24 protein-coding genes are annotated in these 26748 nt (G+C 63.9%); 11 read left to right on the forward strand and 13 right to left on the reverse strand.

Annotated features, from left to right (window positions below):
• Positions 1-155: 155 nt before the first annotated feature.
• The 3 genes from Q6A48_RS24550 to Q6A48_RS24560 all read right to left on the reverse strand — a co-directional run bounded on the left by Q6A48_RS24550 (position 156) and on the right by Q6A48_RS24560 (position 4320).
• The gene (locus Q6A48_RS24550; protein ID WP_304557015.1) at positions 156-2504 is read right to left on the reverse strand and encodes an FdhF/YdeP family oxidoreductase; all 2349 of its coding nucleotides are present in this window, start codon (positions 2502-2504) and stop codon (positions 156-158) included.
• Entirely contained in the window at positions 2501-3340 is an 840-nt protein-coding gene (gene fdhD / locus Q6A48_RS24555) for a formate dehydrogenase accessory sulfurtransferase FdhD (RefSeq protein ID WP_304557016.1), read from the reverse strand. The genes Q6A48_RS24550 and fdhD overlap by 4 nt, the downstream gene beginning before the upstream one ends.
• A gap of 92 nt (positions 3341-3432) precedes the next feature.
• Complete coding sequence (locus tag Q6A48_RS24560) at positions 3433-4320, reverse strand: LysR family transcriptional regulator (protein ID WP_304557018.1); 888 nt, start codon at positions 4318-4320, stop codon at positions 3433-3435.
• A gap of 133 nt (positions 4321-4453) precedes the next feature.
• Here Q6A48_RS24560 and lysM point away from each other — a divergent pair, with 133 nt between their 5' ends.
• Positions 4454-4894, forward strand: coding sequence for a peptidoglycan-binding protein LysM (gene lysM / locus Q6A48_RS24565; RefSeq protein WP_304557019.1), 441 nt, complete (start codon positions 4454-4456; stop codon positions 4892-4894).
• 106 nt (positions 4895-5000) lie between these two features.
• On the opposite strand, the gene yrfG is transcribed toward lysM, so the two are convergent.
• On the reverse strand, positions 5001-5663 hold the full coding sequence (gene yrfG, locus Q6A48_RS24570) for a GMP/IMP nucleotidase (protein ID WP_304557020.1): 663 nt from the start codon (positions 5661-5663) through the stop codon (positions 5001-5003).
• 88 nt (positions 5664-5751) lie between these two features.
• Here yrfG and nudE point away from each other — a divergent pair, with 88 nt between their 5' ends.
• Positions 5752-6318, forward strand: a complete 567-nt coding sequence (nudE, locus tag Q6A48_RS24575; RefSeq protein ID WP_304557021.1) for an ADP compounds hydrolase NudE — start codon at positions 5752-5754, stop codon at positions 6316-6318.
• On the forward strand, positions 6315-7142 hold the full coding sequence (gene cysQ / locus Q6A48_RS24580) for a 3'(2'),5'-bisphosphate nucleotidase CysQ (RefSeq protein ID WP_304557022.1): 828 nt from the start codon (positions 6315-6317) through the stop codon (positions 7140-7142). The genes nudE and cysQ overlap by 4 nt, the downstream gene beginning before the upstream one ends.
• 92 nt (positions 7143-7234) lie before the next feature.
• Here cysQ and Q6A48_RS24585 read toward each other — a convergent pair whose 3' ends face one another.
• The 7 genes from Q6A48_RS24585 to rfbB form a co-directional block, all read right to left on the reverse strand.
• A complete protein-coding gene (locus Q6A48_RS24585) occupies positions 7235-7690 on the reverse strand; it encodes a YiiD C-terminal domain-containing protein (RefSeq protein WP_304557023.1) in 456 nt (151 codons plus the stop codon).
• Between the two features lie 46 nt (positions 7691-7736).
• A complete protein-coding gene (locus tag Q6A48_RS24590; RefSeq protein WP_304557025.1) occupies positions 7737-9128 on the reverse strand; it encodes a sigma-54-dependent transcriptional regulator in 1392 nt (463 codons plus the stop codon).
• On the reverse strand, positions 9125-10933 hold the full coding sequence (locus tag Q6A48_RS24595; protein ID WP_304557026.1) for a sensor histidine kinase: 1809 nt from the start codon (positions 10931-10933) through the stop codon (positions 9125-9127). The genes Q6A48_RS24590 and Q6A48_RS24595 overlap by 4 nt, the downstream gene beginning before the upstream one ends.
• A 75-nt stretch (positions 10934-11008) precedes the next feature.
• The gene (rfbD, locus tag Q6A48_RS24600; protein WP_304557027.1) at positions 11009-11890 is read right to left on the reverse strand and encodes a dTDP-4-dehydrorhamnose reductase; all 882 of its coding nucleotides are present in this window, start codon (positions 11888-11890) and stop codon (positions 11009-11011) included.
• Positions 11887-12432 carry a dTDP-4-dehydrorhamnose 3,5-epimerase gene (gene rfbC / locus Q6A48_RS24605; protein ID WP_304557028.1) on the reverse strand — a complete coding sequence of 182 codons (546 nt, stop codon included), beginning with the start codon at positions 12430-12432 and terminating at the stop codon, positions 11887-11889. The genes rfbD and rfbC overlap by 4 nt, the downstream gene beginning before the upstream one ends.
• Positions 12429-13304, reverse strand: a complete 876-nt coding sequence (rfbA, locus tag Q6A48_RS24610) for a glucose-1-phosphate thymidylyltransferase RfbA (RefSeq protein ID WP_304557030.1) — start codon at positions 13302-13304, stop codon at positions 12429-12431. The genes rfbC and rfbA overlap by 4 nt, the downstream gene beginning before the upstream one ends.
• Positions 13301-14383 carry a dTDP-glucose 4,6-dehydratase gene (gene rfbB, locus Q6A48_RS24615; protein WP_304557031.1) on the reverse strand — a complete coding sequence of 361 codons (1083 nt, stop codon included), beginning with the start codon at positions 14381-14383 and terminating at the stop codon, positions 13301-13303. Before rfbB ends, rfbA begins: the two co-directional genes overlap by 4 nt.
• A 226-nt stretch (positions 14384-14609) precedes the next feature.
• Here rfbB and Q6A48_RS24620 point away from each other — a divergent pair, with 226 nt between their 5' ends.
• The 8 genes from Q6A48_RS24620 to Q6A48_RS24655 all read left to right on the forward strand — a co-directional run bounded on the left by Q6A48_RS24620 (position 14610) and on the right by Q6A48_RS24655 (position 23568).
• Complete coding sequence (locus tag Q6A48_RS24620; protein WP_304557032.1) at positions 14610-17522, forward strand: aminotransferase; 2913 nt, start codon at positions 14610-14612, stop codon at positions 17520-17522.
• Positions 17523-17766: 244 nt separating this feature from the next.
• The gene (aguA, locus tag Q6A48_RS24625; RefSeq protein WP_304557033.1) at positions 17767-18873 is read left to right on the forward strand and encodes an agmatine deiminase; all 1107 of its coding nucleotides are present in this window, start codon (positions 17767-17769) and stop codon (positions 18871-18873) included.
• 243 nt (positions 18874-19116) lie between these two features.
• The gene (locus tag Q6A48_RS24630; protein WP_304557034.1) at positions 19117-19317 is read left to right on the forward strand and encodes a hypothetical protein; all 201 of its coding nucleotides are present in this window, start codon (positions 19117-19119) and stop codon (positions 19315-19317) included.
• Between the two features lie 420 nt (positions 19318-19737).
• Entirely contained in the window at positions 19738-21024 is a 1287-nt protein-coding gene (locus tag Q6A48_RS24635; protein WP_304557035.1) for an OprD family porin, read from the forward strand.
• Positions 21025-21364: 340 nt separating this feature from the next.
• Complete coding sequence (locus tag Q6A48_RS24640) at positions 21365-22111, forward strand: 2OG-Fe dioxygenase family protein (protein WP_304557036.1); 747 nt, start codon at positions 21365-21367, stop codon at positions 22109-22111.
• Positions 22112-22124: 13 nt separating this feature from the next.
• The gene (locus tag Q6A48_RS24645) at positions 22125-22562 is read left to right on the forward strand and encodes a GNAT family N-acetyltransferase (RefSeq protein ID WP_304557037.1); all 438 of its coding nucleotides are present in this window, start codon (positions 22125-22127) and stop codon (positions 22560-22562) included.
• Complete coding sequence (locus tag Q6A48_RS24650) at positions 22559-23272, forward strand: AzlC family ABC transporter permease (RefSeq protein WP_304557038.1); 714 nt, start codon at positions 22559-22561, stop codon at positions 23270-23272. Before Q6A48_RS24645 ends, Q6A48_RS24650 begins: the two co-directional genes overlap by 4 nt.
• Positions 23251-23568 (forward strand): AzlD domain-containing protein, encoded by a 318-nt coding sequence (locus tag Q6A48_RS24655; protein ID WP_304557039.1) that lies wholly within the window; start codon positions 23251-23253, stop codon positions 23566-23568. The genes Q6A48_RS24650 and Q6A48_RS24655 overlap by 22 nt, the downstream gene beginning before the upstream one ends.
• Here the strand turns inward: Q6A48_RS24655 and Q6A48_RS24660 are convergent.
• Together Q6A48_RS24660 and Q6A48_RS24665 are read right to left on the reverse strand one after the other, a co-directional pair.
• The gene (locus Q6A48_RS24660; RefSeq protein WP_304557040.1) at positions 23485-24411 is read right to left on the reverse strand and encodes a LysR family transcriptional regulator; all 927 of its coding nucleotides are present in this window, start codon (positions 24409-24411) and stop codon (positions 23485-23487) included. The genes Q6A48_RS24655 and Q6A48_RS24660 overlap by 84 nt on opposite strands.
• Positions 24412-24683: 272 nt before the next feature.
• Complete coding sequence (locus Q6A48_RS24665) at positions 24684-26291, reverse strand: methyl-accepting chemotaxis protein (RefSeq protein ID WP_304557041.1); 1608 nt, start codon at positions 26289-26291, stop codon at positions 24684-24686.
• Positions 26292-26748 lie beyond the last annotated feature (457 nt).

Genomic DNA, 26748 nt, shown 5'->3' on the forward strand with positions numbered 1-26748 from the left:
ATGGGGGGGGGGGGTTTTGGGTCAGGGGGGTATTATTTAGCTACGGCGCGGGGGGGGGGGCGCGGGGGGGGGGGGGGGGGGGGGCGGGCGCCGCGCCGCCCCCCCCCCCCCCCCCCCCCCCCCCCCCCCAGCGATCCGGTCCAGCCAGGCGGGTGTCAGGCTGACTTGGCCAGGATCAGGCCATTCTCGCTGGCCGCTTCCAGGCGGATCGCGACGAACTTCGAGGTCGGCGTGTGGCTGCCGTCACCGGTGCTTTCCAGGGGAACCAGGGGGTTCACTTCAGGGTAGTAGGCTGCGGCCTGCCCGGCTGGAATGTCGAACGCGAGCAGGGTGAAGCCCTTGACCCGGCGCTCGCGGCCATCATCCCAGAGCGAAACGATATCGGCCTTCTGCCCTGGCTTGAAGCCCAGGCGAATGATGTCCGCTTCGTTGACGAACAACACGTCGCGCTGGCCCTTCACCCCACGGTACCGGTCATCGAGGCCGTAGATGGTGGTGTTGTACTGGTCGTGGGAACGCATCGACTGCATGATCAGGTCGGGCAACTGGCCGGTGGAGCGAGTGCGTTCGTGCACGAGGTCGGCCGGCAGCAGGTTGGGCTTGAAGTTGGCCCGGCCCGACGCGGTGTTCCAGCGACGCGCGCCGGCGCTGTTGCCCAGGTAGAAGCCACCGGGATTCTGCAGCTTTTCGTTGAAGTCCTTGAAGCCCGGCACCGTCTCGGCGATCAGATCGCGAATACGGTTGTAGTCGGCCACCAACCAGTTCCAGTCCACCGGACGGCTGCCCAGCGTGGCGGCGGCGATCCCGGCGATGATCCACGGTTCGGAGCGCATCTGGCTGGACAACGGCTGCAACTGGCCGTAGGAGGCGTGGACCATGCTGAAGGAGTCCTCGACGGTGACCGCTTGCGCGCCTTCGGTCTGCAGGTCGATGTCGGTACGGCCCAGGCATGGCAGGATCAGTGCTTCCTTGCCGTGGGCCAGGTGGCTGCGGTTGAGCTTGGTGCTGATCTGCACGGTCAGGTCGCAGTTGGACAGGGCCTCGAAGGTCCGGTGGCTGTCCGGCGTGGCCTGGGCGAAGTTGCCGCCCAGGGCGATGAAGACTTTGGCCTCGCCACTGGCCATGGCGTGGATCGCCTCGACCACGTTGTGGCCGTATTCGCGGGGCACCTTGAACTGGAAGCGTCGCTCCAGCGCATCGAGGAAAGCCGCGGGCGGGCACTCGTTGATGCCCATGGTGCGGTCGCCCTGCACGTTGCTGTGGCCGCGTACCGGGCACAGGCCCGCGCCCGGCCGGCCGATGTTGCCGCGCAGCAGCATCAGGTTGGCGATTTCCTGGATGGTCGCCACCGAATGGCGGTGCTGGGTGATCCCCATCGCCCAGCACATGATCACGTTCTTGCCCTTGGCGTACATGCGTGCCGCTTGCTCGATTTCCACCAGGGACAGGCCCGATTGCTCGATGATCTGTTCCCACGGCGTGTCGTCGACCACGGCCAGGTAATCCAGCACGTTGACGCTGTGTTCATTGAGGAAGGCGTGGTCGAATACCGCTGGGGCGCCGGCCTTCTGGGCATCACGCTCCCATTGCAGGAGGAACTTGGCCATGCCGCGCAAGATCGCCATGTCGCCACCCAGGGCCGGGCGGAAATAGGCGGTGTTGGTCGGCTTGTCGCCGTTGGTGAGCATTTCGAAGGGGTGCTGCGGATGCTGGAAACGTTCCAGGCCGCGCTCCTTGAGCGGGTTGATGCACACCACCTGGGCGCCACGCTTCACCGCTTCGCGCAGCGGTTCGAGCATCCGTGGATGGTTGGTGCCGGGGTTCTGGCCCCAGACGAAAATCGCATCGGCGTGTTCGAAGTCGTCGAAGGTCACCGTGCCCTTGCCCACGCCGACGCTCTGGGACAGCGCCACGCCGCTGGCTTCGTGGCACATGTTCGAGCAGTCGGGGAAATTGTTGGTGCCGTAGGCGCGAACGAACAACTGGTACAGGAAGGCCGCCTCGTTGCTGGCCCGGCCCGAGGTGTAGAACTCGGCCTGGCTAGGATTGGACAGCCCTTGCAGGTGCTTGCCGATCAGGGCGAATGCCGCTTCCCAGCCGATGGGCTTGTAGCGATCGGTTTCGGCGTCGTAACGCATCGGTTCGGTCAGGCGACCCTGGTATTCGAGCCAGTAGTCACTCTGCTCCAGCAGCGAGGTCACGCTGTGCTTGGCGAAGAAGGCCGCATCGACGCGCCGCTTGGTGGCTTCCCAGTTCACCGCCTTGGCGCCGTTCTCGCAGAACTTGACCATGCCGCTTTCCGGCGAGTCGCCCCAGGCGCAGCCCGGGCAGTCGAAGCCGCCGTTCTGGTTGGTCTTGAGCATCATGCGGATATTCTTCAGCGCGTTATCGCTGGTCAACCAGGCCTGGGCGACGCTGATCAGTGCGCCCCAACCACCGGCCGGGCCCTTGTAGGGCTTGTAGCGCGGTACGGGTTTCTGGTCGGCTTGTTGATGATTGCTCACGCTTGATTCTCCATCGCAGGGCTGTAGACCCGCGGCGCATTTTTTTGCGGCAGGTGGATGAGGTTGAGGTTGTGTTGACGGGCCCACTGCACCGCAAGGCCGGTGGGCGACGACAGGCTGACGAGGGTCTGGATACCGGCGCGCAGCACTTTCTGGATCAGTTCGAGGCTGCAACGGCTGGTGACGATCGCCACGCCACCGGTCACCGGGATCCGTTGCCGGACCAGCGCCCCGATCAATTTGTCGAGGGCGTTGTGCCGGCCAATGTCTTCACGGCCCAGCAGCAATTCGCCCTGGGCGTTCATGTACAGTGCGGCGTGGACCGCACCGCAATATTGGCCCAGGGGCTGGAACTGGCTGATGCGCTGGCGCAGGCCATCGAGCCATGGCGCCGGCGGCAACGGGGCTCCAGGCAGGGTCTTGAGGTTCGGCAGCGCCTGTTCCAGGGCTTCGACGCCGCACAGTCCGCAGCCACTGGTACCCGCCAGTTGCCGACGTTGCTGCTTGAGGTTCCAGAACGCGCGGTTGGCGATGGTCACCTGGGCAGACTGGGCCGAACCGCTGCCGCTCAGTTGCAGGTCGTAGATGTCGGAGGCGTCTTCGATGATGCCGCTGCCCAGGCTGAAGCCGACGATGAAGTCTTCAAGGTCCGTGGGGGTGACCAGCATGACGGCCTGGCTGATGCCGTTGTAGGCGATCGCCAGCGCCACTTCCTCGGCCAGCGCGGCGTGGTCCGCTTGGGAATGGTCCAGGTTGCCGTAGCGATAGCTCTGGCTCGCGGTGGGCACGGGTGTTTGCACCGCGGGCACCGGGCAGGCCGGAGGCTTGGTTTTCATGACATCACCGATGTGTTGAATAGTGACAAGACTAAATGCGGCAATCTGCCACGTCTAATCGCTATTACTGATCTATCAATAGATGACGTCGATCAAGAGGCTGTCACTGATTTCTGATAGAGGGCGAAACACGCTTCCGCCAGCGCCGAGCGCGGGGCTCCGCGGCGCATGATCATCCCCAGCGGGACCAGGGTGTGGGCGCTTTCGATGGGCTGGATGCGCAGGTCTTCGGTGAGCACGTCCAGGCCGCTGTCCAGGGGCATCACCGCGCAGCACAGTCCGCCGTGCACGGCTTGTAGCAATTGATGCACGGCGTCGGTTTGCAGCAGCGGTTGGGGCGTGAGGCCACGGCTGTGGAAGTGGTAGTCGATGGACTGGCGAAAGTGCATGCCGCTGGTGAGCATGCCCAACGGCAGTTCGATCAGCGCTTGCCAGCTCAGCGCTTGGTCGCCGAAGAAGAAATAGCGCTGGTCGTACAGCAGGCCCATGCGGGTCTGGCTGAAGGGCAAGGCTTCGAAGCGTTCGTTGTCCAGACGCTCCAGGTAGGAAATGCCCAGGTCGATGCGGTTGTTCGCCAGTTGCTCGAGGATCTGCTCGGAGCTCAGTGACGACAATTCGAAACGCAGGTTGGGGTGCTCGTCGTGCAGGCGCTGCATCATCGACAGCGGATCGAAATCCGACAACGGCACCACGCCCAGGCGCAACGTGCCCGCCAGGTTGCCGCGACAGGCCGCCGCCTCGGCCAGCAGGCCGTCATGGGCCGCCAGCACCGTGCGCGCCCAGGCCAGTACCCGTTCCCCGGGGGCGGTGAAGCCTTCGAAGCGCTGGCCGCGATTGACCAGCGGCAGGCCGAGTTCTTCCTCAAGGCTGCGCAGGCGCATCGACAGGGTCGGTTGGGTGATGTGGCAGCGAGCGGCGGCCTGGCCGAAGTGACGGGTTTCATCCAGGGCGATGAGAAATTTCAGCTGCTTGATGTCCATCTTCGCTCCAGCGCGCGGGAAGATTCGGATTCTAGCGCTTGCGCGTAACGGGGTCATTGGTCGGCTCGCAGCCGGGTTCGCCTGGCTTGGTCTAGGCTTTTGCGTCTGGATACCTAACCAAGGAGCGTGCGCCATGAGTATTTTTAGCTTTGTGAAGGAGGCAGGTGAAAAGCTGATCGACCTGCTGACTCCCGGCAATGCTGATGCGAGCGAGCAGTTGAAAGAACACATCAACAAGGTCGGGCTCGGTAATCCGAACGTTCACGCCACTCTCGAAGGCGATACCGTTACCGTCACCGGTGAAGTGGCGAGCCAGGAAGAGAAGGAAAAGATCCTGTTGGCCGTTGGCAATATCGCCGGTGTCGGCCGTGTCGATGACCAGATCACGGTCGCCGGCCCGGTGGCGAAGGCGGCGCGTTTCGTCACGGTGAAAAAAGGCGACACGCTCAGCGCGATCGCCAAGGTCGAGTACGGCGACGGGAACCAGTACAACAAGATCTTCGAGGCGAACAAACCGATGCTGTCGCACCCGGACAAGATCTACCCGGGGCAGGTGCTGCGTATTCCCGAGTAGGCGTCGGGACCGCATTGGTTTATCGCGAGCAGACTTGCTCCCACCGGGTCGTCGGTTGCCGCAGGCCCGGTGGGAGCGAGCCCGCTCGCGATGAAGGCGACGCGGTTCAAAGCCCGGCTATAAGGTCCCGATAGTCCCCCAGCGCCTTGAACTCCTCTGTGTCCTTCGGCCCTTTGCGGCTGTCCGGCTCGCTGACGGCCAGCAGATGCGCCACGCCGAAATCCCGGGCGCTGCGCAACACCGGCAAGGTGTCGTCGATGAACAGGCTGCGGGCCGGGTCGAAGTGCAGGTCGGCCTGCAATGCATCCCAGAACTGCCGGTTTTCCTTGGGGAAACCGTAATCGTGGGAGCTGATCAGGCGTTCGAAGTAGGGCGCAAGCTCGATGCGTTCCAGCTTCAGGGACAGCGAGTCGCGGTGGGCGTTGGTGATCATCACCACGCGTTTGCCCGCCTGTTTGATCGCCGCCAGGAAGGTGTCGGCGTCCGGGCGCAAGGCGATCAGGTGGGCGGTTTCCAGTTTCAATTCGCGCACCGGCAATTTCAGCTCGGTGCTCCAGAAATCCAGGCAATACCACTGCAACTGGCCCGCGTTGCGCTCGAACAGCGGTTGCAGCTCCATTTCGGCCATCGCCCGGCTCACGCCGTGCAGTTCGGCGTAGCGCTGGGGCAGGTGTTCCATCCAGAAATGGTTGTCGTAATGCAAGTCCAGCAGGGTGCCGTCCATGTCCAGCAGCACCGTGTCGATCTCGTGCCAGGGCAGCAAGGCCATAAAACTTCTCCAGCGGTAATCGGATATCCGACACAAACAATCAGAATAGGCCGGGTATAGTAGCCCGCTATCGCCCAGGGAGCCGTATATGCGCCAGAAACCCACCATACTCGATCGCCGCGTCGTCGCCACCAGCCGCCTGTTCTGCGTGGAGGAGCTCAAGCTGCGCTTTTCCAACGGCGTGGAGCGCACCTACGAACGCCTGGCGAGCAAGGGCACGGGGTATGGCGCGGTGATGATCGTGGCAATGCTCGACGCCGACCACGCGGTGTTGGTGGAAGAGTACTGCGGGGGCACCGACGCCTACGAGCTGTCCCTGCCCAAGGGCTTGATCGAGCCGGGTGAGGACGTGCTGGCGGCGGCCGAGCGCGAGCTCAAGGAAGAAGCGGGTTTTGGCGCCCGCCAGTTGGAGCACCTGACCGAACTGTCGCTGTCCCCCGGCTACATGAGCCAGAAGATCCAGGTGGTGCTGGCGACCGACTTGTACGAAGAACGGCTGGAGGGCGATGAGCCCGAGCCGATGCGCGTGGACAAGGTCAACCTGCATGAACTCTCGGCCCTGGCGCAGAACCCGCAATTCACCGAGGGACGGGCCTTGGCGGCGTTGTACCTGGCCCGTGACCTGCTGACCCAGCGCGGAGCTTTTTTCTCATGAATTTCCCCCATCCCCTGATGGCCCCGGTGGTGGCGCTGGCGCTCAAGGCCGGTGAGGCGATCCTGCCGTTCTGGCGCGCCAACGTGCAGGTCAACCAGAAGGCCGACGAGTCACCGGTGACCGCCGCCGACATGGCCGCCCATGATGTGATCGTCGCCGGGCTGGCGGCATTGGCCCCGGACATCGCGATTCTTTCCGAGGAAGACGCCGACATCCCCCAGGACGTGCGCGCCGGTTGGCAGCGCTGGTGGCTGGTGGACCCGCTGGATGGCACCAAGGAGTTCATTTCCGGCAGCGAGGAGTTCACCGTCAACATCGCCCTGGTCGAGCAGGGGCACGTGGTGTTCGGCGTGGTGTCGATGCCCACCAGTGGCCGCTATTACGTCGGCGGCGCGGGCCTCGGGGCCTGGCGCGGCGACCAGGGCCGGGAGCCTTTGCCGGTGGCGGTGCGCAACGAGCGGGCGGCGGGCGAAGCCTTTACCGTGGTTGCCAGCCGTCGCCACACCAGCCCGGAGCAGGAGCGCCTGTTGGACGGCCTGGGCGCCAGCCTGGGCGACTTGCAATTGACCAGCATCGGCAGTTCGTTGAAGTTCTGCCTGGTGGCCGAGGGCGCGGCGGATTGCTACCCCCGGCTGGCGCCGACTTCGCAATGGGATACCGCCGCCGCCCAAGGGGTGCTGGAAGGGGCGGGCGGCGAGGTGTTGGATTTGAGCGGCGAACCGTTCTGCTATCCGCCGCGGGCATCATTGCTCAACAGCTCGTTCCTGGCCTTGCCGGCGAAGGCGCCTTGGCGTGGGAAGTTGCTGGAGCTGGCGCGTTCTTGAGGTTAAACCGGCTTTGTAGCTTGTAGCTTGTAGCTTGTAGCTTGTAGCTTCGTGACGAGGGAGCAAGCGCCCTCGCCACGGTCGACCGTTGTTCAACGATGCAACACGTACTGCCCCTCGAACTGCACCGCCGCTTCCTTGCTCCCGCCATTGAACACCCGCGTCTGTAAAGCCAGGCGCGCCCGTCCGTAGCGTCGGTAGGTGGCGAGGAAGCGATGCCAGGTCTTTTCCTCAGGCGCGTCACAAATGACGGTCGCGTCGCCGGTGACGGGCAACGGATAACTGATCTGCCCTTCCTGGATCACGATGTGCCCGTCCTCGATGCCTTCCTCGCGCAGGGCCAGGTGCAGCCAGCCCCAGCCGCCGAGCACCGCGCCGCAGTACAAGCTGCCGCCGAACATGGTGCTCTTGTGATTGACGTTGGCCTCCAGCGGCAGGCTCAACCGCAGTTGCCGGGCCTGCCAGTCGACAACCTCCAGGCCCATGTCCCGTGTCAACGGGATGTCGTGGTGCAGGATCGATTCCAGGTAACGAGTGTCGCGGTTCATCGAGGGGCCTCTGGCTGGAAGGAAAGGTGGCAATGACGCCGCCGTCTCAATCGGATTCGTCGGCGGCGCCGTGGCTGTTGTCGCCAAAGCTCAGCCCATGCTTGCGCAGCTTGTCGTGCAAGGTCTTGCGCGGGATGCCCAGGGCTTCGGCGAGGCTGCGGACCGAGCTGTGGGGCCGGGCCAGTTCGGCGGCGATCAGGGATTTTTCGAAGTTTTCCACCTGTTCGCTCAAGCCGCCGCTGACCATCGCGACCGGTGCGCCGGGGCTACCGTCCGGCGCGCTGTTGTCCAGGGCCAGCTCCAGGCCCAGGGCAAAGCGTTCGGCGGCGTTCTGCAGTTCCCGTACGTTGCCTGGCCAGCTGTGGCGCAGCAGCAACGCCCGGTGCGCCGGCTGCAATTCGTGGGGCGGCAGGCCGTGGCGGCTGCTGGCTTCGTTGGCGAAGTGCTGGAATAGCATCAGCGCATCCTCGCCCCGCTCGCGCAACGGTGGAATACGCAGCGGCGCGACGTTCAGGCGGTAATACAGGTCGGCGCGAAAACGTCCCTGGTCGGCGGCCTGGCGCAAGTCTTCCTTGGTGGCGGCGATGACGCGGATATCCAGCGGGATCTGCTGGTTGCCCCCCAATCGCTCCACCATGCGCTCTTGCAGCAGGCGCAGCAGCTTGACCTGCACATCCAGGCTCATGCTTTCGATTTCGTCGAGAAACAGCGTGCCGCCATTGGCGAACTCGAACTTGCCGATGCGGCGTTTCTGCGCGCCGGTGAATGCGCCGGGCTCATGGCCGAACAGCTCGCTTTCCACCACCGATTCGGCCAGCGCGCCGGCGTTGATCGCCACGAAGGGCCCGTTGCGGCGCGCCGACAGGTCGTGCAAGGCGCGGGCGACCACTTCCTTGCCCGCGCCGGTTTCGCCGAGGATCAGCACGTCGGCGCGGGTGGCCGCCAGTGCGCCGATCTGCTCGCGCAGGCGCAGCATCGGTGTCGATTGGCCGACCAGCCGGGCGCTGAGCTCGTGGCGATCGCTCAGGGCCAGGCGCAAGCTGCGGTTTTCCAGCACCAACCGGCGCAGGGACAGGGCGCGCCGCACGCTGTCGAGCAGGTGGTCGCTGGCGAAGGGTTTCTCCAGGAAGTCGTAGGCCCCGGCGCGCATCGCCTGCACTGCCAGCGGCACGTCGCCGTGGCCGGTGATCAGCAGCACGGGCAACTCCGGGTCCTGGGCGTGCAGTTCGCCCAGCAGTTCGAGGCCGTCCATGCCCGGCATGCGGATGTCACTGACCACGACGCCGGGCCAGTCACGGGGCAATTGCCCGGCGACACCCTTGGCTTCGGCCAGGGGCAGGATCTTCAACCCGGCCAGGTCGAGGGTCTGGCTCAAGGCCTGGCGCAGGTGGGGATCGTCGTCGATCAGCAGCACCTCTATCCGGTCATCGATGGTCATACACTACGGTCCTCGGACGGTTGCAGGCTCACCCCGGGGGCGCCGGCGCGCAGCTTCAGGGTGATCAAGGCGCCGCCTTCCTTGTGGTTGGCGAACGACAGTTCACCACCGAAGGCACGCATCAAGGTGTCACAGATGGCCAGCCCCAGCCCCAGGCCCTGGGTCCGGGTCTTGGTGGTGTAGAAGGGTTCGCCGGCGCGGCCCAGGGCCTCCATGCAGAACCCCGGGCCGTTATCGCGGATGTACAGGTTGACGCCGGTGTCGGTGGCCTGGGCGCTGAGCCAAAGCTTGCGCGGCGGGCCTTTCTCGGTCAGGGCGTCGAGGGCGTTGGCCAACAGGTTGCCCAGGACCTGGCGCAAGCGGGTCTCCCCGGCCTCGACCCAGAGTGTCGCGGCCGGCAGGTCACGAATCAGTTCCACTTCCATGCTGCGGCGACGCTTGGCGAGCAGCGCCAGCGCGTCGTCCAGGGCCGGCTGCAAGGCCACGCTTTCCGGGGCATGGCGGTCGCGGCGGGCGAAGGCGCGCAAGTGGGCGATGATTGACGCCATGCGCCCGGTCAGTTCGCTGATCAGCTTGAGGTTGCCCCGGGCGTCGTCGGTGCGCTGGTGATCGAGCAGGATCTCGGCGTTCTCGGCATAGCTGCGAATCGCCGCCAGCGGTTGGTTGAGTTCATGGCTGATGCTCGCCGACATGGTGCCCAGGGCCGACAGTTTGCCGGCCTGCACCAGGTCATCCTGGGCCCGGACCAGCTCCTGCTGGGCCTGCTCGCGCTCCAGCACTTCCTGCTTGAGGCGCCGGTTCAGGCCTTCCAGGTCGCTGGTGCGCTCGGCGACCCGGCCTTCGAGCTGGTGCCGGGCCTTGGCTTCGAAGGCGATCCGGTCCAGGTAATGGCGCCGGCGCTGCATCATCAGCCCCAGCAACAGCATCAACACCAGCAGCGCCGCGCCTCCAATCGTCAACACGGTACGCACGGGGCGGTCGATCAAGGTGCGCGGGGCGAGGATGCTCACGCTCCAGCCGGTTTCCTCGATGGACTGGGTCTGGGTCAGCCAGGCGTTTTCGTCCAGGTTCAGTGGCTTGGGGTCGCGGGTCGGATAGGGTTGCACGGCGCTGATGGCCTGGCGCTCGTCATCGCTCAAGGGGCGCGTTGCGCGAAAGCGCCAGTCCTGGCGCGACGTGAGGATGACCACGCCATTGTGATCGGTGACTAGCAGTTGCTCAGGCGTCTTGCCCCACAGGCTTTCGGTGTGGTCCAGGTCGACCTTGACCACCAGCACGCCAATGACTTTCTCGCGATCGCGCACCGCGGCGGCGAAGAAGTAGCCGCGCTTGGCCGACGTGGTGCCCAAGCCGAAGAAACGCCCCATGCGCCCGGCCATGGCCTCGATGTAATACGGCCGGAAAGCGAAATTGCGTCCGACGAAACTGTCGTGTTTGTCCCAGTTCGAGGCCGCCAGGGTCTTGCCGCTGGCGTCCATCAGGTACATGACTTCGGCGCCGGTCTGGGTGCTGATGTTCTTCAACAGCCGGTTGGCGTTGCCTTGGGTGACCCCGTCGTCCGGGGCCGACAGCGCGGCGCGCAAGGCCGGTAGATCGGCGAGAATCTGCGGCAGCACCTCATAGCGGTGCAGGGTGCCCAACAGGTTGGCGACGTAGAGATCCAGGGTCTGGCGGTTCTGCCCGGCCAGTTCACTGCGGTAATAACGTTCGGCCAGGTGCTCCAGCGGCCACAGCAACGGCGCCAGGCACAGGGCAAGCAAGGCCAGGCTGCGCCAACGGGGTCTGCGGGGAAGGGTGGAGTTCATGAGCATCAGGCGCCTGGGGGGACAGGCGTATTATGCCTACTGTGCTCCTGCCAATACAGTTTGTGAGGCGGCGCATCAAGGCTGCCCGGCAAGGCATTCCTGCAACGCGCGGCGCCAGTCCGGCTGGCGAACCCCCCATTCGCGCTCCAGCCGGCTGCCATCCAGGCGCGAGTTCAGCGGGCGTGGGGCCGGGGTCGGATAGCCGCTGGACGGGATCGGTTCAAGCACCGCACAGGGCTTGTGTTGCTCGACCAGATGCTCACCGATGGCCTGGGCGAAACCGAACCAGGAGGTTTCGCCCTGGGCTGTCAGGTGATAAGTGCCCCAGGCGCCGCCGTGACCCGCCTGCCAGCGCTCGATCAGCCTGGCGGTGCTCTCGGCGATCGTGGCGGCCCAGGTCGGGGCTCCGATCTGGTCGGCGACCACGCGCAAGTGCGATTTTTCTTGCAGCAGGCGCTGCATGGTCAGCAGGAAGTTGCGGCCCTCGCTGGAGTACACCCAACTGGTGCGCAGGATCAGATGCGCCCCGGCGGCCTGGCGAACGGCATTTTCGCCCGCCAGTTTGCTTTGTCCGTAGACGCCCAGCGGGTTGGGGGTGTCGTCTTCGGTGTAGGGCGAGGGCTTGCGGCCATCGAAGACGTAATCGGTGGAATAGTGGATCAGGGGCACCCCCCGTTCCACCGCCACCTGGGCCAGGATGCCCGGGGCCGTGGCGTTGATGGCGAAGGCCAGCGCGGGTTCGCTCTCGGCCTGGTCCACGGCCGTATGCGCCGCCGCGTTGATGATCAGGTCGGGCCGCACGCCGTCGATGGACGGCGCGATGCGCTCAGGGCGTGCCAGGTCGAGTGAGTCGCTGCCCAGCACGATCAGTTCGCCCATGCCGGCCAGGCGCGACTGGAGTGCCCGGGATACCTGGCCGTTGCGGCCGATGATCAGGATGCGCAGGGGAGCACTCATGGGAACAGGTCGGCCTCATGCAGGGCCTTGCCGGCCTGGTCCTTGGCCGACAGGATCGGTTCGCCGTCCAGTTCCCAGTCGATGGCCAGGTCGGGGTCATCCCAGCGGATGCAGCGTTCGGCCGCGGGAGCGTAGTAGTCGGTGGTCTTGTAGAGGAAGTCCGCCGAGTCGCTCAGCACCACGAAACCGTGGGCGAATCCTGGCGGGATCCATAGTTGGCTGTGGTTCTGCGCCGACAGGCGCACCCCCACCCATTGGCCGAACGAAGGCGAGCTGCGGCGAATGTCCACCGCTATGTCCAGGACCTCCCCGGCCGTGACCCGCACGAGCTTGCCCTGGGCCTGTTCGATTTGATAATGCAGGCCGCGCAGCACGCCCTTGGCCGAGCGCGAGTGATTGTCCTGGACGAACTGCAGCGTGCTCCCAGTGGCCTCGGCGAAAGCCCGGGCATTGAAGCTCTCATAGAAAAAACCGCGGTCATCGCCGAAGACCTTCGGCTCGATCAGCAAGACCTCCGGCAACGAGGTGGCAGTGACTTTCATCGGTTTTCTCCGGCGATCTTGAAGAGGTACTGGCCGTAACCGGTCTTGCCGAAATAATTGGCCCGTTCAATGACATGTTCGCGGCTGACCCAACCCCGCTGGTAGGCGATTTCTTCCAGGCACGCGACTTTCAGGCCCTGGCGATGCTCGATGGTCTGCACGTACTGCGACGCTTCCAGGAGGCTGTCGTGGGTGCCGGTGTCCAGCCAGGCGAAGCCACGGCCAAAGCGCTCGACGTGCAGGTCGCCGCGTTGCAGGTAGGCATTGTTGACGTCGGTGATCTCCAGTTCACCCCGCTTGGACGGTTTCACCGCCTTGGCGATCTGGATGACATCGTTGTCGTAGAAATACAGGCCCGTCACTGCGTAGCTGGATTTCGGCACGGCGGGTTTTTCCTCGATGGAAATGGCTCGCCCTTCGGGATCGAAATCAATCACCCCGAAACGCTCGGGGTCCTTGACCCAGTAGCCGAACACCGTGGCGCCACTTTGCCGGCTGGCGGCGCTCTGCAATTGTTCGCCGAAATGCTGGCCGTGGAAAATGTTGTCGCCCAGGATCAGGCACACCGAATCATTGCCGATGAATTGCTCGCCAATCAGGAACGCCTGGGCCAGGCCGTCGGGCGTGGGTTGCTCGGCGTAGCTCAAATGCACGCCGAACTGGCTGCCATCGCCGAGCAGGCTGCGATACTGCGGCAGGTCCTGGGGCGTCGAGATCACCAGGATGTCCTTGATGCCGGCCAGCATCAGCACCGAGATCGGGTAATAGATCATCGGTTTGTCGTACACCGGCAGCAGTTGCTTGGAAACCCCCAGGGTAATGGGGTGCAGCCGCGTGCCGGAACCACCGGCCAGGACGATGCCCTTGGTCATGTCAGCGATTCCTTGTTGTCGAGCGAGCCCAACCGCTCGCCTTGATAGCTGCCGTCCTGCACACGTCGGCACCACGCCAGGTTGTCGATATACCACTGCACGGTTTTGCGCAGGCCGGTCTCGAACGTTTCCCGGGGCGTCCAGCCCAGTTCCCGCTCGATCTTGCTGGCGTCGATGGCGTAGCGCAGGTCATGGCCGGGGCGGTCCTTGACGAAGGTGATCAGGTCGGCATAACCCCGGACCCCGTCGGGCTTATGCGGTGCCAGTTCTTCGAGCAGCGCGCAGATGCCGCGCACGACGTCGATGTTCTGTTGTTCGTTGTGGCCACCGATGTTGTAGGTCTCGCCGACCACGCCTTCAGTGACGACCTTGAGCAGCGCCCGCGCATGGTCTTCGACATACAACCAGTCGCGCACTTGCCGGCCGTCGCCATAGACCGGCAATGGCCTGCCAGCCAGGGCGTTGAGGATCACCAGCGGAATCAGCTTCTCGGGGAAGTGGAACGGCCCGTAGTTGTTCGAGCAGTTGGTCAGCAGCACGGGCAGGCCGTAGGTCCGCTGCCAGGCTCGCACGAGGTGGTCGGACGCCGCCTTGCTTGCCGAATAGGGGGAGCTGGGGGCGTAGGCGGTGGTTTCGGTGAACAAGTCATCGACGCCGTGAAGGTCGCCATACACTTCGTCGGTGGAAATGTGGTGGAAGCGAAACGCGCGCTTGCGTGGCTCGGGCAAGGCTTGCCAATAGGCGCGAGTGGCCTCCAGCAGGCTGTAGGTGCCGACGATGTTGGTCTGGATGAAGTCCGCCGGGCCATCGATGGAGCGGTCTACATGGGACTCGGCCGCCAAGTGCATGATGGCGTCGGGCTCGAACCGCGCCAGTACCGCACTGACGGTCGCCTGGTCGACGATATCGGCCTGCACGAATTCGTAGCGGCTGTCGTGATCGACGCTGCTCAACGATTCGAGGTTGCCGGCGTACGTGAGTTTGTCGAGGTTAAGAACCTGATGCCCGGTATCAAGGATCAAGTGCCGTATAAGGGCTGAGCCGATAAAACCAGCACCGCCAGTGATGAGAATGCGCATCCGGTTAAGCCTTATTTCCGTGAGACGACACAGCGTAGCAGCCATAGCTTGTCGCCAGCGTAGGGAAGGCGCAAGCGCGATCTTCGGATAGGCGCGATGCCGGACGACGTCCTGCCGGCCCGGGGGCGCCGGAGGTCCTCCCATGCTTTCGACTGATAGGGGGTTGCTTATCCCCCGGCTCAGTGGCGTGATAGGCATCCGATCAAACCACCTCAGGGGTTGTTGTATGCCACTCGCTACGTTGGTTCGCCGTGCCAGTTTGCCAAGCCCACAGATCAGCGCCGCGCAGGTGTTGGTGCTGCTGCGCTCGAATTACGGACTCAGCGGTGACCTGCGACCCCTTGGCAGCCAGCAAGACCTCAATTACCGCGTCGACACCGAGCACGGGCGCTTCGTGCTGAAGATCTGCCACGGCGACTACGCGGTGCAGGAGCTCCAGGCCCAGCATGCGGCCCTCCGGCATCTGGCCGAGCACAGCGCGGTGAAGGCGCCGCGGGTGATCACCGCCAGCAACGGCCAGGACCTGCTGACGCTCGACATCGAAGGGCAGGCGGTGCATGTCCGGTTGCTGGAATACATCGACGGCCAGCCTCTGACGCAATTCAAGCACCTGGAACCCGGCCTGGTGACGGGGCTGGGGCGTTTGTGCGCGCACATCGACCAGGCCCTGGCGACATTCGACCATGCCGGCCTGGAGCGCACGCTGCAATGGGACGCCCGCCACGCCCACACGCTGATCGAGCACCTGTTGCCGGTGATCCAGGATGACCCGCAGCGCAACCTGATCGCCGACATCGCGCAACAGGCCGAGCGCCGCCTGCAGCCGCTCAAGGCGAGCCTGCCTGTGCAGGCGATCCACATGGACATCACCGACGACAACGTGGTCTGGCAGCGTGATGCCCAGCGCCAGTGGCACTTGCAAGGCGTCATTGATTTTGGCGACCTGGTCCGCACCTGGCGCATCACGGATCTTTCCGTGACCTGCGCGGCCCTGCTGCACCATGCCGACGGCGATCCGTTTTTCATCTTGCCGGCCATCCAGGCCTATCACGCGGTCAACCCGTTGCAGCGCGAAGAACTGTTGGCGCTGTGGCCGCTGGTCGTTGCGCGAGCTGCCGTGCTGGTGCTCAGCGGCGAACAGCAGGTCGCCATCGATCCGGGCAACCAGTACAGCCGTGACAACCTGGCCCATGAGTGGGAAATTTTCCGCGTCGCCCAGTCGGTGCCCTTCGACCTGATGGAGGCGGCGATTCTCAGCGCCGTGGGCCAGCGCCTGGCGCCCGTCGCCAGCGAAGGCTTCGCGCCGTTGCTGCCAACCCTGGTGGGGCGTGAATTCGCGTTGATCGACCTGGGCGTGCTGAGCCCGCATTTCGAGGCCGGAAATTGGGAGCAGCCGGGGATCGACCAGCGCCTGTTGAGCGAAGCCGCCGCTGTCCACGGGCTGGCCGCCAGCCGCTACGGCCAGTATCGGTTGTCGCGCACCCGCCCGGACAGCGCCGTCGAGCCGGATACCTGTCCGTTGCACGTGGAGCTGAATGTCCCCCGGGGCACGCCGCTCGAAGCGCCGTTCGCCGGGGTCGTGCACCGCGCCGCCGATGGCTTCCTGCAATTGGACAGCCCATCGTCGAGCCTGCGGCTATGGGGCGTGACGTCGCCGTTGCAGTCGGGCGCGGCGCTGGTCAAGGGCCAGGTGCTGGGGGAGGTGACGGGAGCGCTGCTGGTCCAGTTGTGCCGAGGCGCCGGGTTGAATCCGCCACTGTTCTGCACGCCCTCCAGGGCGGCGGCCTGGCAGGCGCTGTGTCCGTCGCCGGCGGCGTTGCTGGGGCTGGCTTGCGATGCCGAGCCGGAGGTCGATCCCGAGGCGCTGCTGGCCCGCCGGGATGCCAGCTTCGCCCGTTCGCAAAAGCACTACTACGTCGACCCGCCGCGCATCGAGCGCGGCTGGCGCAACCACTTGATCGACATGCAGGGGCGCTCCTACCTCGACATGCTCAACAACGTCGCCGTGCTGGGCCACGGTCATCCACGCATGGCGGCGGTGGCCGCGCGGCAGTGGTCGTTGCTCAACACCAACTCGCGCTTCCACTACGCGGCGATTGCCGAGTTTTCCGAGCGCCTGCTGGCGCTTTCGCCCTCGAACATGGACCGGGTGTTCCTGGTCAACAGCGGCACCGAGGCCAACGACCTGGCGATCCGCCTGGCGTGGGCCTACAGCGGCGGACGGGACATGCTCAGCGTGCTGGAGGCCTATCACGGCTGGTCGGTGGCAGCCGATGCGGTGTCGACGTCCATCGCCGACAACCCCCAGGCCTTGAGCAGCCGGCCGGACTGGGTGCACCCGGTGACCGCCCCGAACACCTATCGCGGTGAATTCCGTGGCCCTGGCAGCACAGCGGACTACCTGCGCAGCGTCGACCAGAGCCTGGCGAAGATTGCCGACAGCGGGCGCCAGCTCGCCGGTTTCATCTGTGAGCCGGTGTACGGCAACGCGGGCGGCATCGCCCTTCCGCCCGGCTACCTGAAGCAGGTGTACGAGCGGGTGCGCGAGCGCGGCGGGGTGTGCATCGCCGACGAGGTGCAGGTCGGCTACGGGCGCATGGGCGAGTTTTTCTGGGGCTTCCAGGAGCAGGGCGTGGTGCCCGACATCATCACCATGGCCAAGGGCATGGGGAACGGCCAGCCGTTGGGCGCGGTCATCACCCGCCGGGAAATCGCCGAGGCGTTGGAAGCCGAGGGCTACTTCTTCTCGTCTGCCGGCGGCAGCCCGGTCAGTTGCCGGATCGGCATGGCCGTGCTGGACGTCATGGAAGAAGAAAACCTCTGGGAAAACGCTCGGGTGGTCGGCGGCCATTTCAAGGCGCGCCTCGAAGCCTTGATCGAGCGCTATCCGTTGGTCGGCGCGGTGCATGGCTCGGGGTTCTACCTGGGCCTGGAGCTGATCCGCAACCGCGCCACCCTGGAACCGGCCACCGAAGAAACCACGGCGCTGTGCAATCGCCTGCGCGAATTGGGGATCTTCATGCAACCGACGGGTGACTACTTGAATATCCTCAAGATCAAGCCGCCGATGGTGACGACCCGCCAGAGCGTGGACTTCTTCGTGGACATGTTGGAGAAAGTGCTCGACGAAGGGCTGTAAGTCGTTGAGCCGGTAACCCCGGCGGCAGCGAGCCTGCTCGCGAAAGCGCTGCGTCAGTCAATGAAACCGTGGCTGGCGGGACGCAATCGCGAGCAGGCTTGCTCCTACAGTGGCTAAAAATGTCGATTTTAGTCGATGTTTATTCGTTGATTTTTTCATTGAATCGACGGTTCACCCTTTAAAACCCGATTTTTATCGTCTATAAAGTCTCATCGCCCTCGACGACTCATCGGAGTCCTGACTCATGACAACGTTGCACAGCACGCCCCGCGCGGATGGTTTCCACATGCCTGCCGAATGGGCGACCCAGAGCCAGGTCTGGATGATCTGGCCCGAGCGTCCGGACAACTGGCGCCTGGGCGGCAAGCCTGCGCAGGCCGCTCACGTCGCGGTGGCCAAGGCCATCGCCCGTTTCGAGCCGGTGACCGTGGCCGTGTCCGCGGGCCAATACGAAAACGCCCGGGCGCGCCTCGACGTGCCGAACATCCGCCTGGTGGAAATGTCCAGCGATGACGCCTGGGTCCGCGACACCGGCCCGACGTTCGTCATCAATGACAACGGCGAAGTGCGCGGCGTGGATTGGGACTTCAACGCCTGGGGCGGCTTCGACGGCGGCCTCTACGCGCCGTGGAACCGTGACGCGCAAGTGGCCGGCAAGATCCTCGAGATCGAGCGCAGCCCGCGTTATCGCACCGAAGGGTTTGTCCTCGAAGGTGGCTCGATCCACGTCGATGGCGAAGGCACGCTGATCACCACCGAGGAATGCTTGCTCAACCGCAATCGCAACCCTCACCTGAGCCGCGAGGACATCGAGGCGGTGCTCAGCGCGCAGTTGGCGGTGGACAAGATCATCTGGTTGCCCGACGGCTTGTTCAACGACGAAACCGACGGCCATGTGGATAACTTCTGCTGCTACGTGCGTCCCGGCGAAGTATTGCTCGCCTGGACCGACGACCCGCAGGACCCGAACTACAGCCGCTGCCACGCCGCCCTGAATGTGCTGCAAAACAGCACGGACGCCAAGGGCCGCCCGTTCATCGTGCACAAGATGCCGATCCCGGGCCCGCTTTACGCCACCGAACAGGAGTGCGCCGGCGTGGACGCGGTGGAAGGTTCCCAAGAGCGCAACCCGACCGTGCGCTTGGCCGGTTCCTACGTGAACTTCCTGATCGTCAATGGCGGCATCATTGCGCCGAGCTTCGACGATCCGCTGGATGCCCCGGCCCGGGAGCTCCTGCAGAAGCTCTTCCCGGAGCACGAAGTGGTCATGGTGCCGGGCCGCGAACTGTTACTGGGGGGCGGAAATATCCATTGCCTTACCCAACAACAACCCGCGCCACGGGCAAAATGAGTGGCGATGTAACAGCCCGGTGACGTCCACTGCGCCGGCTCTAGACCGGTGCTTTTGGATCCATCCCGGCGAGCCTGCGGCCCGATTGGGCGAGCGGGCTTTTTTGTGCCTGTTTATCGGCACCGCCGATACATTGGCATAGCTCTTGTATCAGTGCTCTGGCAGTTCTGGGGAGAGAACTGAGTTGTTTTGTCATAAACCTTGGATAAATTGGCCGCTCATCAACCAGGAGAGGGCGCTGGAATGAATATGATAAGCGAGCGCACATGCCATCCCTTGGCCGTCAATGGTGAGTCGCTTCAAGCGTTGGCGCAGTGGTTGAAGTCCAACGGCACGCGTCAGATCAGGGAACCTGATCCGCGCCGGTTGATCGTTGAACGCTACCCGGCCGGGCTTTTCAGCGAGGCGGAGCTGCAAGCGCTGTGGGACGTCATGCAAGGATAGAATTCAAAGGATTGAGAAAGCGCTGGCCGAGAGGCCGGCGCTTTTTTATGGGCGATGGATCGGCCGGATGGCCTGTGGGAGCCTGCTGGCGATAGCGGCCGTTCATACATCGGTATTCGCCAGATGGACCGCTTTCGCGAGCAGGCTCGCTCCTACAGGAAACCTGGCCGCCGCGTCTTAGACGTTTTTCGCCTAATCACAGACGATTCACGAAATTGACACACTGTTGAGGGCGCGACTAGGATTCGCCCCACGCCTGTGGCTAACAGCCATGACTCTTAAATAATAAAAAGGCCCGACACGTTCGCTCGTGGGCGGGCCTTTTCATTATTTCAGGAGCAAGAGTCCGAAAAAGAGCGCAAAAAGCGCCGTTTCGGCTGCCGGTCGCAGTGCGTATCAACCCATACAAGGAAAATAATCATGTTGAACACGCGCATCGGTTTGATCGCACTGGGGATTTTGAGCACGACACACGCCATGGCCAACGACCAGGCGCAGTCCAAGGGGTTCGTGGAAGACAGCAGCCTGAAAGTGTTGCTGCGCAACGCCTACATCAATCGCGACTACAAGGACGGTAACCAGGACAAGGCCGAATGGGGCCAAGGCGTCATCGGCACCTTCTCGTCCGGTTTCACCCAAGGCACCGTGGGCGTCGGCGTGGATGCCTTCGGCCTGTACGCCTTGCGCCTGGACGGCGGCAAGGGGCGCAGCGGTGCGCAAGGCATCGACTTCTTCAAGCGAGGCGACAGCCGTAACGCCGCCGACGACCTGTCCAAGTTCGGCGCGGCGGTCAAGTTCCGCGTCTCCAACACCGTGCTGGCCTACGGTGACCAGATGCCCGCCCTGCCGGTGCTGAGCTACGACAACTCGCGCCTGCTGCCGGAAAGCTACACCGGTACGCTGATCACCTCCAAGGAGATCAAGGGCCTGGAACTCAACGCCGGCCGTTTCACCGCCGAGTCGCGCAAGAGCGCCGAAGGCCGCGACAGCGGCGGCTTGAAGTCGATCAATGTCCTGGGCGGCAGCTACCAGTTCACCGAGCAGTTCAAGGCATCGCTCTACGCCTCGGACGTCGAGAACGTGTTGAAGAAGCAATACGTGAACGCCAACTACGTGTTCCCCCTGTCCAAGGATCAGTCCCTGACCCTGGACTTCAACGGCTATCGCACCAAGCTGGACAACAGCTACGTGCGTGAAAACAACGTCACCGGCGATGACAACAAGATCTGGAGCCTGGCGGCCACCTTCGCCACCGGCCCGCACAGCTTCACGCTCGCCCACCAGCGCAGCACTGGCGACAGCAACCTGGGCTATGCCTATGGCGGCTACCAGCGCGACCAGAACCGCGTGGGCGACGGTGGCAATACCATCTACCTGGCGAACTCCTACTGGTCCGACTTCAACGCCGAAGACGAGCGCAGCTGGCAGTTGGGCTACGGCCTGGACTTCACCACCTTCGGTGTACCGGGCCTGAGCTACAACGTCGCCTATGTGCGTGGCGACAACATCACCACGTCCACCAGCGAAGGCGGCACCGAGCGCGAGATCTTCAACCAGTTCAAGTACGTGGTCCAGAGCGGTCCGGCCAAGGACCTGAGCGTGCGGTTGCGCAGCTCGGTGCTGCGGGTGTCGCAGAAGTCCAGCGAATACAACGTCAGCGGCAACGAGCTGCGGGTGTTCGTGGATTACCCGATCAACGTCTTCTGATGACGTGACAAGGTCCTGATACCCGGGGCCGGTAACACGACGAGGGAGCTTCTCCCGACGGTTGCGCAGTTTTCCCTTTTTTCGGGGAGCGCTGAGCACTCGACGGGAGCAAGCTCCCTCGTCTCGTTCAGGGTTGGGTGGTTTTCAGGTTCGGGTGCTTTTACCCGTGGCAGGGTCGAAAACACCCTGAAAAGCCGCGTTTTACCCGAGATAAAGTCCTACTAATTTCCTTTCTGCCCTCGTTTCAAGCACGGCTTGAAATGCCTCAAATTCTTTCTCATGGACGTAAATCCTGCACCTACTAGATTAGGCCGCTCAACGCAGTGGAGACCTATGAAAAATGATCGTTCTGAACAGGGAAGTGGGCGAAGCGCTAAGACGTGACAAATACGTCAACGTTCGCGGTGGCGACTTCAACCTCTACGGTCATTTCGGCGATTTTGTCCGGCTGACCAAAAGCTGGGAAAACATGGAGCCCGACAGCTACTACGGCCAGGCCGAGTCAGGCATGCGTTTTCGCCGCTACAGTGACTTCGAATACAACCCCACGACCCGCGAGCTCAAGCAGCTCGAGCACCGGGCCTACATCCAGTCCAAGGCCAATAACAGCTACGTCGGCGGATTGGAGCGGCACTTCCAGGACTTCTCCAACGAAGTCATCAATTCGCCGGTGATGCGCAGCCTGATCGACACGGACTTCGAGGTGTACAAGAACGTCCTGCCGCCGGAACTGCACGATGAAATCTGGCAATGCCAGATCCATCAGATCCGCATCGAGATCAAGCCGGGCAAGCAACTGGAAATCACCCCCGAAGGCATTCACTGCGACGGCTATCCGTTCAGCGGCGTGCACTTCTGGGGCCGCAACAACGTGGCCGGTGCCGAAAGCCGCCTGTACTCCGCCCAGGAAGAGCAACTGGCGGCGACGACCTACGAGGACATCCTCGACACGACGTTCTTCCTCGACCGCGACATGCGCCACTACGTGACCCCGGCCCGTAACGTCCATAGCCATGAAATGGCGTTCAGGCAGATCCTGGCGATTTCCTTCTCGCGGCCCGGGACCGCTTTCGACATTGTTCGCTGAATGGCTTGAACCCATGGAGGAGGCGGCGCAGCAGGTGCTGGTGCGCCGGGCCATGGTCAGGGATGCCGAGCGACTGGAGCGATTTTTTCGCGGGTTCGACGAAGTGTCGTTCTGCGAATGGCAGGATGCCCGGTTCCTGCGGGGCGTGTTGCTGCAGGAAACCACCACCGCGTACCTGGCCGTCGATACGGCCGGCGAGATCGTGGGCGCGGTGATCGGCGGCATGCTCGGCACCCGCGGCACGATCAATCACCTGGCGGTCAGCCCGTTGCATCGCACCAAGGGCTTGGGCCAACGCCTGGTGGAAGCGGCTTCGGCCGACATGAAGCGGGTCGGCGTGCTGCGCATGTTCCTTTTCGTCGACGATGCTAATCTGGCCGGCAAGCGTTTCTGGGCGGCCCAGGGGTTCTGCGAACCCCGGGGTGAGATCACCTTCGAGAGGGATTTATGAACAAGACTTCCAGCCAGCCGCTGGCGGTCGAACCACAAGCCTCGCGTACCTTCGCTGAAGCCAGTCCGGTGGTAGCGGGTTATTTCACGGTTTCGTTTGTGTTCGGTCTGATGGCGGTCAACGCCGGGTTGCCCCTGTGGCTGCCGGTGGCGATGTGCCTGTTCGTCTACGCCGGCGCGTCGCAATTCGCGGCGCTGGCGTTGATTTCCAGTGGCGCGTCGCTGACCACCATCGTGCTCACTACCTTCCTGATCAATGCCCGGCACATGCTCATGTCGGTGTACATGGCCAAGGCCCTGCGTGCGCTGGGGCTCAGCCGTTTCGAGCGCTGGTGCTACGCGGCGGGGCTGACGGACGAATCCTTCGCCTTCCACAGCGTCAAGCTGGGCAGCGGGGCGCCGGTCAGCGTGCGCTACCTGGTTGGCTTCAACCTGTTCTGCCATACGTCGTGGGTACTCGGCGGGCTGCTCGGCGCCGTGTGCGCGCAGTACGCGGCGCACCTGATCAAGTACCAGCTCGACTATGCCCTGACCGCGATGATGCTCTACGTCCTGGTTTCGCTGTGCAACACCCGTAACAAGCTGATCGCCGCGCTGGCCGCCGTGGCCTGCATGGGCGTGCTGAGCCTGCTGGGCAGTTCGCCGTTCAACGTCTTCATCGCCACGTTCGTTGGCTGCGGGGTGGGTGTATGCCTGACCAAACGTTCCTGATCCTCGTCGTCGCGCTGATGATGGCCGTGACCTTCCTGCCTCGCGCACTGCCGCTGCAGGTCAACACCGAGCACTGGCCACCGTTCATCGCTCGCGCCCTGGAGTACTTGCCGGTGGCGATCGTCGCTGCCATCAGCCTGACCCCGCTGTTGATCAAGGACCGGCAGATACAGCTCGATCGCCCGGAGTTCTACGCGGCGATCCCGACGCTGTTATGTGCGTATTTCAGCCGCAACCTGTTTCTCAGTGTGGCGGTGGGCACGGCGGCGTACATCGCGCTCGGTTCGTTCCTGTAGCCTCAGGTCGACCACGTCATGGAGCGACTGGCCGGACAACTCGGGATTGTTCACCGCCAGGCGGACTTCGAGGAAATCCTCGAAGTCGGGGAAAATCGCCAGGCCGTTGCGCAATGCTGCCTCCCGGGACACCAGCCCGAGTCCATCCAATTGGGTGATCAACGACAGGGTCAGCGTTTCACTGCAGGAATAGACCATGCGCTGGCTCGTCCCGTATTCACCCAGGCCAGCATCGAGAAAGCGCAGGAAACTGTGGGAATACGGGCACTCTTCGGCCGGACGCACCTGGAACTTGTCGCCGAGCAAGCCGAGGGAGTCGTCCTCGTCGCCACAATGGGCGCCGACCACCCGCACCTGCACGTCCGGCATGGCGATGGTCGAGAAACTGCTCTGTGGTGCGCCGATCAGGATCGCCAGGTCAAAGTCTTCGTTCTTGAGCTTGCTCAGGTTCTCCATCGACTCCGCGTAGCTGAACTCCAGCTGGTACTGGGGAAACACAGCGATCAGCCGATCGATCATCCGCCGATTGAATTCCGCCGGCAGGGTAGTGTTCAGCGCCACTTTCAGCGTGCGCTGCCGAGGCTTCTTCAGCGCGGCGACCTTTTCTTCCAACTGGCGCGTGGCGACCAGCACCTGGTCCATGAACGGGGTCAGTTCCGAGCCTTGGCTGGTCAGCGTCAGGCCCTTGTTCGAGCGCCGGAACAAGCGGAAGCCAAATTGCTCCTCGACTTTGTTCAACTGCGCCGCCAAGGCCTGCACCGTGAGGCACGAATGCTCGGCCGCCGCCGACAACGAGCCGGTCTGCACGATGCGCATGAGGTTGCGTAGGGTTCTGCTATCCATGAGGTAATGCCCTCTGCTTAAGTGGGCTCGCTATTGTTGTGCACTCGGCCCGGGACAGGCAGTGCCTGCGGCGATCACCGTACACCTTGCCACGGTTGTCGCGGTTTTGCAGGGCAAGCCTGAGCCAGGCAATGGATAGAAGCTTACGCAGGATTTGGGGTTTTTGCCCGGTTGATGGTGGGCGCCCGCTGCGAGGCACCCTGGGGAAGGGCACTACGCGGCCCGGCGGGAGCTGGCGCCCTCGCCACCACGGCCGATGCGGGCGTGTCGGTTCAGATCTTGAACTGCTGCACCGAAGACTGCATCGAGCCCGCCGCGTGGTTCAACTGGTCCGCCGTTTGCGTCAGGTTGTGGATCGAACGGGTGTTTTCCCGGGACTGCTCGGCAATCGACTCCACCCGCTGGGCCATCTCGTCGCTGGCTTTCGATTGCTCGGCGATGGTCTGGGAAATTTCCTCCACCACCTCGGCGGCATGCCGGGCACCCGTGCGGATTTCGCTGATGGACACCCCGGCCTGCTGCGCCAGGTTCACGCCCTCGTCCACCCGGCTGACGCACGCTTGCATGTTCGCCACCGCATCCCGGGCGCTGGATTGGATGCGCTCGATCATGGCGGTGATTTCCTGGGTGGACTGGGTGGTGCGCGCCGCCAGGTTGCGCACTTCGTCGGCCACCACCGCAAACCCGCGACCGGCCTCGCCGGCCCGGGCCGCTTCGATGGCGGCGTTGAGCGCCAGCAGGTTGGTCTGCTCGGCGATGCTCTTGATCACCTGGATAATGGAGTGAATATCTTCGGACGAAGCGTCCAGCGCGGTGATCTTGCTGGAAGACTGGTTCACCACTTCGGCGATCCGGCTCATGCCTTCCACCACCCCCAGGATCACCTGCCCACCGCTGCTCGCCAATTGCTCGGACTGCGCCGAAATCGTCCGCGCGCTGTCGGCGTGCTGATGGATCTGGCTGATGTTCGCCATCATCTGCTCCATGCTCGCGGCCATGCTGGTGGCGCTCTGGGCTTGTTGATCGGCGCTGGAAACGATCTGCCGCGCCGTATCGCCCAAGGTCCGGGACGTGCCGTGCAACTCATCGCTCTGGTTGCGGATGGTGGCGATCATCTGCCGCAGGTTGATCTGCATCTGCTCGATCACGCCTTGCAGCTGGCCCAGCTCGTCCTTGCTCCGGGTCCCCATGGACCGTTGCAGATCCCCCTGGGAAATCGCCTGGGTGTTGAGAATGATCTTGTTCAGCGGCGCAAGCACCGCCTTGAGCAGGTTCCACGACAGCAAGGCCAGCGCCACGCAAGTGGCCAGCAACGTCAGGATCAGCCAACGCCCCGAAGACTGGATACTGTCGTCCTGGCGTTCACGGGAATTCTGGGCCTGGTGCTCGATCAACTCGCTGACCGCTTCGTTGCGTTCCTCCAGCGCCGAAAACGCCGCATCGAACTCGATGCGCAACGCCTGCAAATCCTGGGCACCGGCCAGCACCCTGGCGATGATCTGCCCGGCTTTACCGACATAGGTATCGACCTGTGGCTTCAACTCGACGATCGCCTTGGCGATAGGCTCCGGCAAATGCGCCTCGGCATTCTCGGCAATCACCTTGCGCATCCGCTGGGAATGCTCGTCAAACCCCTCCAGGACCTCCTTGGCCCCCTGCGCATCCCCCGGCGCCACCAGCAACGCGGTCAGCACATCGGCACGGATCGCGTCGTGCATCATGTCCGCCTCCATGTGCTTGCGCATGGCGGAAATACTGGTCTCGTTCTCCGCCAGCGACGCGGTCATGGAGTGATGACCCCACAACCCGATCCCGCCGAGCAGCAACGCAAAGGAAAGACTGACCAACCCCGAACCTATGACCTTGGTACGGATCTTCATCGCTAACGGCTCCTGGAGCGGGATTTCTGGGCAAGTGTAGTCGAGCGCCAGCGGCGCCTAGGGGCAGGCGGGGCTGTTATTTCAGGCTATCGGCGGGGAAAAAGAATAGATGAGCAGGGCTTTCGGGGGCCGTTTGCTCAGGCGCCACCTATCAACCCCGAAACGCCTCCACCCCTGTGGCGAGGGGATTTATCCCCGCTGGGCCGCAAAGCAGCCCCCGAACAACCACCCCGGCGCACCAGCCCGCCCGCATCCTGCCTTTTCAGGACTGCTGCGCAGCCCAACGGGGATAAATCCCCTCGCCACGAAGGCTCATGTGAGCCCGATTCCGTGGCGAGGGAGTGGCCGCCGCGTCTTCGACGCTGCGCTGTCGCGCAGCAAACAAGTGTCCGACTTAAGATTGAGGTGCGCGCGGGGACAGAGACCGCAGTTATCACTGGTGTGCCAGCACCCGAGA

It is taken from the genome of Pseudomonas citrullilanati (assembly GCF_030580855.1).
GTDB classification, from domain to species: domain Bacteria; phylum Pseudomonadota; class Gammaproteobacteria; order Pseudomonadales; family Pseudomonadaceae; genus Aquipseudomonas; species Aquipseudomonas citrulli.